We start from the raw sequence: 11,541 nt of genomic DNA on the forward strand, positions 1-11,541 counted from the left end.
GGGGTCGCCGGTCGACGTTCCGCCCGGGCAGGGCCGCCGGCGGCGGCACCGAGCCGGTCCTTGCGCTCGTGGACCGGCGCCGCGGGCTCTACCGCCCGGCGAGCAGCAGCGCCTCGATGGCGCGCTCGGCCTCGTCGATGCGCACCTTGCGGGCGCCCTTGGCCGTCAGGTCGGCGATCATCGCCGGCTCGTTGCGGAAGTGGGCCAGCCCCCGGCGCACCAGCGTCAGCGGCGGCTTGCGGGCCTCGCCGAGGTCCCGGGTGAGCCGGAAGAAGAAGGTCTGCGCGCGGGGCCGCCACAGGCACAGGGCGTCGGCGAGGATCTCCTCCTCCCGGCAGGCCTCGACCAGCTCGGCGGCGAAGATGCCCTCGGCGATGAAGACCGGGAACCCGTCGAGGGACAGGCGCGTGGTGCCGGTGCGCCGGTTGCTCGGGATGTCGTACACGGGCAGGTCGGCGTGCCCGGTGCTGCACAGCTCCACCAGGGTCGCCAGCGCCCCGGCACGGTCCCAGGACAGCGGGCTGTCCCAGTCCACGATGCCGTAGCGGCGCGGCAGGCCGGGGTGGTCCCCGTCGTGGTAGAAGTCGTCGAGGGAGACCACCGGCACCCCCAGGCGCCGGGTCAGGCGCGTCTTGCCCGAGCCGGAGGGCCCGGTGAGCAGCACCACCCGGGCGGTGGGCCGCCGCGCGCCCGGCGGCAGCTCGAACAGGCCCTCCTGGGCGGGGCCCGCCGGCGCCTCGGGGACGTCGTCGTCGGGCCGGTCCGCGCCGTCAGCGCCCTGCGTCATGCACGTCCTCCTCAGCCCGGGCACCGCGCCGTGCGGGCCCAGACAAGGATAGGCAACCGTCCCGTCCGCCCGCCGGGACCCTCGCCGACGAGGCGGCGGGCCCCCTCGTGCGGGGGGCCTCGCGCCCCTCGCCGTCGGGGCGGAGGGACGGGCACCGAACGAGCGCGCGATCGGGGCCCCGCGAGTACGGTGGTGCCGTTCCGGCAGGTCGTGCGGCGGGCAGGGAGGCTCGCGGGGCTGCACTCCTCGCGCTCCTGGGTCCCGCTCTCGCGTGCGCCGCGCCCCGGCGCCGCAGGAGCCCAACGGCGGGTTCCTGAGCTCCCACCCGAGGAGAGAACCATGCGTCGATCACGTGGCACGGTGGCCGCGCTGGCCGCCGCTCTCGCCGTCGTGCTGTCGCTGACGTCCTGCACGCAGCGCAACACCGGTGCGGGCGGGGGCGGCACGAGCGCGTCAGGCACCGGCGGTGGCGGTCAGGTCAGCGTCGCCTTCGTGCCCAAGCTCCAGGGCATCCCGTACTTCGAGGCGATGAACACCGGCGGCAAGGCCGCCGAGAAGGACATCAGCGGGCTGAAGTGGCTCTACCAGGGCCCGACCACCGCCGACCCGGCCGCGCAGACCGACATCGTGCGCTCCCTCATCCAGCAGAAGGTGGGCGTCATCGTCGTCGCCCCCAACGACCCGGACTCCATGGCCCCGGTGCTCCAAGAGGCCAAGAACGCCGGCATCCACGTGGCGACGTCGGACACCGACGCGCCGAACTCGGTGCGCGAGGTGTTCGTCAGCCAGGCCGACCCCACCGCCATCGGCCAGTACACCGTCGACACCCTCGTCAAGGCCATGGGCGGCTCGGGCAAGTACGCCATCGTCTCGTGCGGCGAGACGGCCCAGAACCTCAACACCTGGATCCAGGTCGAGAAGGAGTACACCGCCAGCAAGTACCCCAACGTCCAGATCGTCGACACCGTCTACGCCGGCGAGGACCAGGCCAAGGCGACCCAGATGGCCACCGACCTCATGAACGCCCACCCCGACCTCACCGGTCTGATCGGCCAGTGCACCACCTCCGCGCCGGGCGTGGCGCAGGCGGTGCGCGACGCCGGCAAGATCGGGAAGGTCTTCACCGTCGGCGTCGGCACTCCGCAGGCGATGCTGCCCTACCTCGACGACGGCTCGTCCTCCGGCTCGATCCTGTGGGACGTCGAGCACCTGGGCTACCTCACCGCCTGGGCCGGCGCCCAGCTCGCCCAGGGCAAGCAGTTCCAGCCCACCCAGGACGTCAGCGACACCATCAAGGGCGTCACGTACGACGCGGGCACCAAGACGTTGCTGCTCGGGCCGCCGCTGGTGCTGACGAAGGAGAACGCGGGCAACTACAACTACTGACCCGCACGTGTCCCAGGGCACGGGTCGGAGGCTGGCATGAGCGCGACGGCGGAGCAGACCGCACCCCGGCTGACGCTGACCGGGATCACCAAGCGGTTCGGCGGCGTGCGCGCCATCCGCAACGCCGACCTGCGGGTCATGCCGGGGGAGGTGCACGCCCTCGTCGGCGAGAACGGCGCGGGCAAGTCCACCCTCATCAAGATCCTGTCCGGGGCCGAGGCGCTGGACAGCGGGGAGGTGCGGTTCGAGGGCGCCCCGGTGACCATCCGGGGCCCCGCGGACGCCCTCCGGCTCGGCGTCGCCACCGTCTACCAGGAGGCCCAGCTCTTCCCCGAGCTGACGGTGGCCGAGAACATCTTCCTCGGCCGCGAGCTGCGCACCGGCGGCCGGATCGACTGGGCGGCGCAGAACGAGCACGTCGTCGAGCTGCTCGAGCGGCTCTCGCTGCCGCCGTCGTACGCCACCCGCCAGGTGGGCACCCTCTCGGCCGCCCACCGCCAGCAGGTCTCCATCGCCAAGGCGCTGTCCCACGACGCCAAGGTCCTCATCCTCGACGAGCCCTCCGCGATCCTCACCGACGCGGAGATCGAGGTGCTCTTCACCGCCATCCGCCGCCTGACGGCGGCGGGGGTGTCGATCATCTACATCACCCACCGGCTCGACGAGATCTTCACCATCGCCGACGTCGTCACCGTGATGCGCGACGGCGAGACGGTGGGCACCTACCCGGCCGCGGAGCTCGACGTGCGGCGGGTCGCCGAGCTCATGGTGGGCGGGGTCATCAGCTCCGGCGGCGGGGCCCGCACCGTCGCCGACGCCGAGCCGCGGCTGCGGCTGGAGGACCTCGCCTCCGACGACGTCTTCCACGACGTGGACCTGAGCATCCGCCCCGGCGAGGTCGTCGCCCTCTACGGCCTGGTCGGCTCCGGGGTGGCCGAGATCGCCTCGGCGGTCTACGGGATGCAGCCGGTCACCTCCGGGGCGATCCGGCTCGACGGGACGGCGGTGCGGCCCCGCTCCCCGCGCCACGCCCGCGACCTCGGCATCGCCCTGCTGCCCGCCGACCGCAAGCGCGAGGGGCTCTTCTCCTTCCAGTCGGTGGCGTTCAACGTCTCGGTGGGCAACCTGCCGCTGTTCCGGGAGCTGGGCGCCTGGATGGACCGGCGGCAGGAGCGGGAGGTGGCCCGCCGGCTCATCGGCCGCCTGGCGATCAAGACCCCGGACGAGGACGTCGCGGTCGCGAACCTCTCCGGCGGCAACGCCCAGAAGGTGGTGCTCGCGCGCCAGCTCGTCGAGCGGCCCAAGGTGCTCGTCCTCGCCGAGCCCACGCAGGGGGTGGACATCGGCGCCAAGGAGGAGATCCACCGGATCATCGACGAGCTGGCCGCGGCCGGCACCGCGGTGCTGGTCGCGACGTCCGACCTGTCGGAGGCCACGCGGATCGCCGACCGGCTGGTCGTCATCCGCGCCGGCGCGCCGTTCGCCGAGTTCGGCCCCGGCGCCGACCACGCGGAGGTGCTCGCCGCCGCCGCGGGGCACCGCGAGGAGGCCGGCCCCGGCGAGGCGGCCGGCTCCGGCGGCGCAACCGGTCCCGGCGGCGCGGCGGGCCGCCGTGACGAGGCCGGCCACCTCGAGGAGGCGTCATGACGGCCGCGACCCAGGCCCCCGCGCGCGGCCAGCGGGTCATCGCCCCGCCCGTGACCGGCCAGGAGCTCGTCCTGGTCGCCGTCATCGCCGTGGTGTGGGTCCTGCTGGCCCTGTTCACCCCGGCGTTCCTCACGCCCGAGTCGATCCAGCCGCTGCTCGTGCGGCTCGCCCCGATCGGGGTCATGGCGGTGGGGATGACCTTCATCATCATCACCGCCGGCATCGACATCTCCGTCGCCGCCAACCTCATGGTGTGCGCCGTCGTCACCGCCAAGCTGCTGACCACCGGCCTGGCGTTCCTGCCCGCGCTGCTCGTCGCCCTCCTGCTCGGCGCGCTGCTCGGCGCCGTCAACGGCGTGCTCATCGCCTACGGGCGAGTGCCCGCCATCATCATCACCTTCGGCACGGCGAACGTGTTCCAGTTCGTGGGCCTGCGGATCTTCAACTCCCAGACCGTCAACAACATCCCGCCCACGTTCGCGTTCTTCGGTCAGGGCCCGGCCGGCCGCACCCTGGGCGTCCCGCACAGCTTCGTCATCATGGTGCTCATCGTCGCCGCCGGCTGGTGGTACCTGCGGCACTTCGCCGGCGGCCGGCACCTGTTCGCCATCGGCGGAGACCCCCGCGCGGCCGCGCTCGCCGGGGTGGACGTGCGCCGGCGGACCTTCCTGGTCTACACCCTCACCGGGCTGCTGGTCGGGCTGGCCGCCTGCTTCACCCTGGCCGGCGGCACCTCGAACCTGGACCAGAACGTCGGCCGGGGCCAGGAGCTGGCGGTCATCGCCGCCGTCGTCATCGGCGGGACGTCCATCCTCGGCGGGCGGGGCTCCGTCCTCGGCAGCGTGCTGGGGGCCCTGCTGGTGCAGACGGTGTCCTCCGGGGTGACGCAGCTGAACTGGCCGAGCCAGCTCTCGGCGTTCTTCGTCGGGGTGTTCATCATCATCGCGGTCGGCGCGGACCAGCTCCGCGAGCGCAGGAGGCGAGGCCGATGACCGCCCGCCCGGAGGCCCCGGCACCTCAGGCACGGCCCCGCGCCGCGGAGTCGCTGCGCGCCCGTCTCGTGCGTGCCGTGCTCACCCAGCGCATCGTGCTGCTGGCGATCCTGCTGGTGCTCGTCGTCGTCGTGATGATGGCGCTCGACGCGACGGGCCGGCTCTCGGCCGCCTACAACCCCGACTACATGGCGGCGGCGCTGATCAACGCCGTCCCGCTGATGATGCTCGGCCTCGCCGAGCTCGTCGTCATCGTCTCCGGCCGCGGCGGCATCGACCTGTCGGTGGGGGCCAACGTGTCCCTGACCGGGATGATCTTCGGGTTCGCCTACGGGCTGTGGGGCTGGCCGCTGCCGCTCGCGATCGTCGTCGCGCTGGTGGTCGGGGCGCTGCTCGGGCTGGTCAACGGCGTGCTCGTGGCCTACCTGGGGTTCCCGCCGCTCATTGCCACCCTCGCGACGTACTACGCCTACCTCTCCCTCGCGCTGGTCTCCAACGGCCAGAAGCCCATCAACACCGCCCCGATCCAGGGCCTGTACAGCGCGTCGGGCTCGGTGCAGCTGCCCCTGGTCGGGCAGTACCTGCCCCTCGTGCCGGCCGGGGTCTTCCTCTTCCTCCTGCCCACCGTCGTGGTCGTCTGGCTGCTCATGGCCCGCTCGACCTACGGCCGGGCCCTGTACGGGATCGGCACCAACGACGTCGCGGCCCGGTGGGCCGGGCTCGACGTGGGCCGCAGCCGCATGCTGGCCTACGTCATCGCCGGCGCGATCGCCGGGCTGGTCGCGGTGGTGACCGTCTCGCAGTTCGCCTCCGCGCGCCCCGACGCCGGCACGTCGGGCAACGGCATGGCGCTGCCGGCGATCACCATCGCGGTGCTCGGCGGGGTGGCGATCACCGGCGGGGTGGGCCGGGTGCTCGGGGTGTTCCTCGCGGCCCTGCTCATCGTCTGGCTCAACGCCGGGCTCCTGCTCGCCTTCAGCGGCAACCTCAGCTCCCAGATCCAGCTGCTCGCCCTCGGCGTCATCCTCATCGCGGCGGCGCTGCTCAACGGCGTCGCGACCCGGCGCTACGGCGGCACCCAGCAGTGACCCACCCGGGCCCCGGGCCCGCCGACGAAGGAGGTCCCATGCGGTTCGGCATCCATTCCATGGTGTGGGTGGGCGACTGGTCGCCCGAGCACGCGCGCCGGGCGATCTCCGCCTCCGCGGAGGCCGGGTACGACCTCATCGAGCTCGCCGCGATCGACCCGGGCAGCTTCGACGTGGAGATGACGGCGAAGCTGCTCGCCGAGTACGGCATCCAGGCGAGCGCGTCGCTGGGGCTGGACGCCGCCACCGACGTCTCCAGCGAGGACCGCGACGTCGTGGCGGCCGGGCGGCGCCGCCTGCGCGAGGCCCTCGCGCTCGTGCGCGACACCGGCGGGACGATGCTGTGCGGGGTCATCTACTGCGCGCTGCGGAAGTTCGAGGCCCCCGCGACCGAGCGGGGGGTGGCGAACTCGCAGGAGACCATCGCGGCGCTCGCGGACGAGGCGGCCGCCTCGGGCATCCGCATCGGCCTGGAGTGCTGCAACCGCTACGAGACGAACATCCTCAACACGGCGGAGCAGGCGCTGGCCTACATCGCCGCGCTGGACCGGCCCAACGTCGTCGCGCACCTGGACACGTACCACATGAACATCGAGGAGCCGGACCTGCGCGAGCCGGTCCTGCGGGCGGCGGCCGCCGGGCGGCTGGGGTACGTGCACGTGGGGGAGTCCCACCGGGGCGCCCCGGGCACCGGGACGGTGCCGTGGGAGGAGTTCTTCGGCGCGCTGCGCGAGTGCGGCTACGACGGGACCGTGACCTTCGAGTCCTTCTCCTCCGAGGTGGTCCACCCGTCCTTCTCGAACACGCTGGCCATCTGGCGCAACCTGTGGAGCGACAACGACAAGCTGGCCCGCGACGCGTTGGCCTTCATGCGCGCCCACCTGCCCGCGTAGGACGCCGCCGGGTGGCGGACGACGGCGGCTCGGCCGGGGTTGGGGAGCACCGGCGTGCCCGGCGCGGCCGGCTCAGCCGGCGTAGGGGAGCACCGGCTTGCCGGGCACGTCCGCCCGCAGCCGGAAGACCGCGCCCGCCTGCGGCTCGGGGTCCTCGAGGTTCTCCCGCGAGGTGGTGATGTACAGGTCCCGACCGTCTGCGCCGCCGAGGGTGCACGCCGTGACCAGGCGCAGCGGCAGGTCCACCTCGGTGAGGATCTCGGCCTCGGGGGAGTACAGCCGGACCTTGCCGACCCGGTTCATCGCCACCCACACGTTGCCCGCGGAGTCCACGTTCAGCCCGTCCGGGCGCCCGCCGTCGCCGTGGTGGAACAGGCGCCGGTTGGTCAGCTCGCCGTCGACGACGTCGAAGACGTCCGTGCCGCCGGTCTGGGTGTCGTTGTAGTAGGCCCGGGTGCCGTCGGGGGAGAAGTCGATGCCGTTGGAGGTGGTCACCGAGGGGAGCACGACGGAGACGTCGCCGGCCGGGGTGATGCGGTAGAGCTTGGCCGCGCCGGGGGTCTTGTCGTAGGGCATCGAGCCGGCGTAGAGGTTGCCGGCCGGGTCGCAGCCGCCCTCGTTCATCCGCACGCCCGGGTCCGACCACAGCTCGCGGGGGGAGGCGGGCGCCTCGTCCGGCCCCTCGGCCAGGGCGATGCCCCGCTCGGTGGCGACGACGTACCCGCCGCCCGTGCGGGGCCGCACGAACGCGGCGACCTTGCCCACGTTCAGCCGGTCGACGGTGCCGTCGGCGCGCAAGGTGAGCAGGTCGCCGGCGAGCATGTCCACCCAGCGCAGCCCACCCCAGCTGTCCGACCACACCGGCCCCTCGCCGTGGTAGCACAGGGGATCGGTGATCTGCTCGAGGGTGCTCATGGGGCCAGTCTGGCCGATCCGCGGCGCCGACGCCGACCCGGCGGTCCCGGCCGGGGTCCGTGGCGCGGGCCCGCTACCCCAGGGCGGCGACCAGCACCGCCGCGACGTCACGCATCGACACCATCCCCACCGCCTGGCCGTCCTCGAGCACCGGCACGTGCCGCACCCGGGCCGCGACCATGCGCCGGGCGACGTCGAGGAGCCGGTCCTCGGGCGCGGCGGAGACGAACTCGGCCGTGAACATGTCCGCGGCCAGCAGGTGGTCGGGGTGGGCGCCGTCGGCGAGGTGGGTGACGACGTCACGCTCGGAGACGATGCCGGCCAGGTGCCCGTCGGCCAGCACGGTCACCGCCCCGATCTCGTTGGCCGCCATGGCCTCGGCGACCTCCCGCAAGGTGGCGCCGGCGTCGACCGCGGCCACCGGGCTGCTCATGAGGCCCGAGACCGGTTGCGTCACCGCGCTCGGCAGATCCATCGGTGCTCCTCCCAGCGTGCGGTCGCGGACCGGACCGCCGGAGCCGGCGGGGTGCCGCGGCGGGCGGGAGCCCGCCGCGGCACGACGTCAGCGGACGTCCTCGTCGACCCAGTCGAAGGTGCGGGTGACCGCCTTCTTCCACAGCCGGTACGTGCGCTCGCGCTCGGCCTCGTCCATCTTCGGCTCCCAGCGCTTGTCCTCGGCCCAGTTGTCGATGACGTCCTGCTCGCCCTGCCAGTACCCCACGGCGATGCCCGCCGCGTAGGCCGCGCCCAGGGCGGTGGTCTCGGCCACCTGGGGACGCACGACCGGGACGCCGAGGATGTCGGCCTGGAACTGCATGAGGGTCTCGTTGGCGATCATGCCGCCGTCGACCTTCAGCTCCGTCAGCTCGACGCCGGAGTCCACCCGCATGGCGTCGTCGACCTCGCGGGTCTGGAAAGCGGTGGCCTCCAGGGCCGCGCGGGCGATGTGGCCCTTGTTGACATACCGGGTCAGGCCCACCAGCGCCCCGCGGGCGTCGGACTTCCAGTACGGCGCGAACAGGCCGGAGAAGGCCGGCACGAAGTACGCCCCGCCGTTGTCGTCCACCGTCTTGGCCAGGTCCTCGATCTCCGGGGCGCTGGAGATGATCCCGAGGTTGTCGCGCAGCCACTGCACCAGCGACCCGGTCACCGCGATGGACCCCTCGAGGGCGTAGACCGCCGGCGCGTCGCCGATCTTGTAGCACACCGTGGTGAGCAGACCGCTCTTGGACTGCACCGGCTCGGTGCCCGTGTTGAGCAGCATGAAGTTGCCGGTGCCGTACGTGTTCTTGGCCATGCCGACCTCGAAGCACGCCTGCCCGAACGTCGCGGCCTGCTGGTCGCCCAGGATGCCCGCGATGGGCACGCCCGGGACGAAGCCGCCCTCGCGGCCGTGGCCGTAGACCTCCGAGGAGGAGCGGATCTCGGGCAGCATCGACATCGGGATGCCCATGTCCTCGGCGATGTCCTCGTCCCAGGCGAGCTTCTCCAGGTCCATGAGCATCGTGCGCGAGGCGTTGGTGACGTCGGTGACGTGCACGCCGCCGTCGACGCCGCCGGTCATGTTCCACAGCACCCAGGCGTCGGTGTTGCCGAACATCAGGTTGCCGGCCTCGGCCTTCTCGCGGGCGCCGTCGACGTTGTCGAGGATCCACTTGATCTTCGGCCCGGAGAAGTACGTGGCCAGCGGCAGGCCGACCTTCTTCTTGTACCTGTCCTGGCCCTTGCGCCCGCCGAGCTCCTCGACGATCTTGTCGGTGCGGGTGTCCTGCCACACGATCGCGTTGTAGACCGGCTCGCCGGTGGTCTTGTCCCACACCACCGTGGTCTCGCGCTGGTTGGTGATGCCCACCGCCGCGATGTTGCGGTGGGTGATGTTCGCGCGGGTCAGCGCCAGGCCGACGACCTCGCGGATGTTGTTCCAGATCTCGGCGGGGTTGTGCTCGACCCAGCCGGCGCGCGGGAAGATCTGCTCGTGCTCCATCTGCCCGGTGGAGACGATCTGCCCGCTGTGGTCGAAGACGATCGCCCGGGAGCTCGTGGTGCCCTGGTCGATCGCGAGGACGTACTTCTGCTCTTCAGCCATGGTGTTCCTTCCACGTCGTTGTGCGCACCGGGCGGGTGCCCGGGAGGGGGAGGGCGACGCCGGCCCGCGGCCCGAGGACCGCGGCCGGCCACGCCGGAGGGCTTACAGGACGGCCCGGCCGAGCAGACCGGCGATGACCCCGCCGACGATCGGGCCCACCACGGGGACCCAGGCGTAGGACCAGTCGCCGCCGCCCTTGCCCCGGAACGGCACGACGGCGTGCGCGATACGGGGGCCGAGGTCACGGGCGGGGTTGATGGCGTACCCGGTGGGGCCACCGAGGCTGAGGCCGATACCGACGACGAGGAGGGCGACGGCGAGCGGTCCCAGGCCGGCCGGGGTCTTGCCGAACATGAGGATGACGAAGACCAGCACGAACGTGCCGATGAGCTCGGTGATGAAGTTCCAGCCGTAGCTGCGGATGGCCGGGCCGGTGGAGAACACGGCGAGCTTGCTGCCGGGGTCCGCCTCCTCGTCGAAGTGGCTCTTGTAGGCGGCCCAGGCGAGGATCGCACCGATGAACGCGCCGACGAGCTCGCCGGCGATGTAGACGAGCGCCGTGGGGAAGCTCGGGGGGACGGCCGCGGTGGTGTCGGTCGCGCCGACGAAGTCCGAGCCGTTGGCGAGCAGGCCGAGGGTGACGGCGGGGTTGAGGTGCGCCCCGCTGCGGTAGGCCACGTAGACACCGGCGAAGACCGCGATACCCCACCCGAAGGTGATGACGATCCAGCCGCTGTTGAAGCCCTTGTTCCGCGGCAGCACCACGTTGGCCACGACGCCGCAACCCAGCAGGGTCAGCATCGCCGTGCCCATGACCTCGGAGAAGAAGATGTCCGACATGGAGAGTTGTTCCACTGTGCACTCACTTTCTGGCGTCGTCGTCGAGCCAGTCGTGCGCCTGGTGGCGCGTGGGTGGGGCGCCCGGTGCGGGGTATGGCACATGATGCTCGCAACGGGCGGGATCGTCCGGCATTTTGGGGGCGACGGCGGCGTGGTGCGGCCGATCTGTGACACCGGGCCGCCCCGGACGATCCGGCCGGGGCGGTCGAGGGGGGGTCGGGACCTGAGGTTCGGGGGTCGGTGGCCTCCTGGGGCGCGGGTGGCGGGTGGACGGCGGGCGGCCGCTTACGGGACCGGCAGCGGCACCAGCGGCCGGACGTCCTCGGCGCGCTGGCGGGCGGCCGCGGCGGCGGCGTCGGTGCTCTCCTGCTCGGCCGCGCGGATGGCGGCGGCGCGGCGGCGGTAGGAGTCGACCTCGTCGGCGCGGGTGGTCGCGTCCCAGCCGAGCAGGGGGGCGGCGATGTCGGCGATCTCGTCGGCGGCGGCCGCGCCGCGGTCGCGCGTCTCGTAGTCGAGGCGGACGCGGTGGGTGAGGATGTCCTCCAGGTGCAGGGCGCCCTCGTGGGTGACGGCGAAGGCGACCTCGGCGCGCAGGTAGGCGTCGGCGTGCTCGAGGGGCCGGCCGAGGTCGGGGTCGGCGTCGATCATCTCCAGCAGGGTGGCGATCTCGGAGCCGTAGCGGCCCAGGAGGTGGTCCACCCGCGCGGCGGTCCAGCCGCGGTCCCGGGCGATCGCGGCACGCCGGCGCGTGGCGGCCTTCAGGCCCTCGGCGCCGACGAGCGGGGTGCTGGCGGTGATGGAGGGCAGGGACCTGGCGCGCTCGCCGAGGGCGAAGTCGACGGCGTCCTGGGCCATGACGCGGTAGGTGGTGAGCTTGCCGCCGGCGATGACGGTCAGGCCGGGGGCG

11 protein-coding genes are annotated in these 11,541 nt (G+C 73.0%); 5 read left to right on the forward strand and 6 right to left on the reverse strand.

Translation table 11 applies throughout. From position 1 onward, the window contains the following. Positions 1–88: 88 nt before the first annotated feature. Complete coding sequence (locus GD970_RS18805) at positions 89–787, reverse strand: uridine kinase family protein (RefSeq protein ID WP_226925463.1); 699 nt, start codon at positions 785–787, stop codon at positions 89–91. A 339-nt stretch (positions 788–1,126) separates the two neighbouring features. Here GD970_RS18805 and GD970_RS18810 point away from each other — a divergent pair, with 339 nt between their 5' ends. From GD970_RS18810 to GD970_RS18830, 5 genes are read left to right on the forward strand one after another with little or no spacing between them, the layout of a single operon-like run. Next, positions 1,127–2,173, forward strand: a complete 1,047-nt coding sequence (locus GD970_RS18810) for an autoinducer 2 ABC transporter substrate-binding protein (protein ID WP_152204434.1) — start codon at positions 1,127–1,129, stop codon at positions 2,171–2,173. Positions 2,174–2,209: 36 nt separating this feature from the next. Next, positions 2,210–3,820, forward strand: a complete 1,611-nt coding sequence (locus GD970_RS18815; RefSeq protein WP_152204435.1) for a sugar ABC transporter ATP-binding protein — start codon at positions 2,210–2,212, stop codon at positions 3,818–3,820. Then, positions 3,817–4,812, forward strand: a complete 996-nt coding sequence (locus GD970_RS18820; RefSeq protein ID WP_152204436.1) for an ABC transporter permease — start codon at positions 3,817–3,819, stop codon at positions 4,810–4,812. Before GD970_RS18815 ends, GD970_RS18820 begins: the two co-directional genes overlap by 4 nt. Continuing rightward, positions 4,809–5,900: an ABC transporter permease gene (locus tag GD970_RS18825; protein ID WP_152204437.1), complete on the forward strand. Its 1,092-nt coding sequence runs from the start codon at positions 4,809–4,811 to the stop codon at positions 5,898–5,900. The genes GD970_RS18820 and GD970_RS18825 overlap by 4 nt, the downstream gene beginning before the upstream one ends. A gap of 38 nt (positions 5,901–5,938) precedes the next feature. Beyond that, the gene (locus GD970_RS18830) at positions 5,939–6,793 is read left to right on the forward strand and encodes a sugar phosphate isomerase/epimerase family protein (RefSeq protein ID WP_152204438.1); all 855 of its coding nucleotides are present in this window, start codon (positions 5,939–5,941) and stop codon (positions 6,791–6,793) included. Positions 6,794–6,865: 72 nt separating this feature from the next. On the opposite strand, the gene GD970_RS18835 is transcribed toward GD970_RS18830, so the two are convergent. From GD970_RS18835 to GD970_RS18855, 5 genes are all read right to left on the reverse strand, one after another. Beyond that, positions 6,866–7,708 (reverse strand): SMP-30/gluconolactonase/LRE family protein, encoded by an 843-nt coding sequence (locus tag GD970_RS18835; protein WP_152204439.1) that lies wholly within the window; start codon positions 7,706–7,708, stop codon positions 6,866–6,868. Between the two features lie 73 nt (positions 7,709–7,781). Continuing rightward, complete coding sequence (locus GD970_RS18840; protein ID WP_152204440.1) at positions 7,782–8,183, reverse strand: CBS domain-containing protein; 402 nt, start codon at positions 8,181–8,183, stop codon at positions 7,782–7,784. Between the two features lie 87 nt (positions 8,184–8,270). Beyond that, positions 8,271–9,794: a glycerol kinase GlpK gene (gene glpK / locus GD970_RS18845; protein WP_152204441.1), complete on the reverse strand. Its 1,524-nt coding sequence runs from the start codon at positions 9,792–9,794 to the stop codon at positions 8,271–8,273. A gap of 102 nt (positions 9,795–9,896) precedes the next feature. Beyond that, positions 9,897–10,634: an MIP/aquaporin family protein gene (locus tag GD970_RS18850; protein WP_152204448.1), complete on the reverse strand. Its 738-nt coding sequence runs from the start codon at positions 10,632–10,634 to the stop codon at positions 9,897–9,899. 285 nt (positions 10,635–10,919) lie between these two features. After that, positions 10,920–11,541: glycerol-3-phosphate dehydrogenase C-terminal domain-containing protein (locus tag GD970_RS18855; RefSeq protein ID WP_319593477.1), on the reverse strand; the 622-nt coding region annotated here is incomplete at its 5' end.

Origin of the sequence: Georgenia thermotolerans (assembly GCF_009193185.1) — a bacterium.
Taxonomy (GTDB): Bacteria; Actinomycetota; Actinomycetes; order Actinomycetales; family Actinomycetaceae; genus Georgenia; species Georgenia thermotolerans.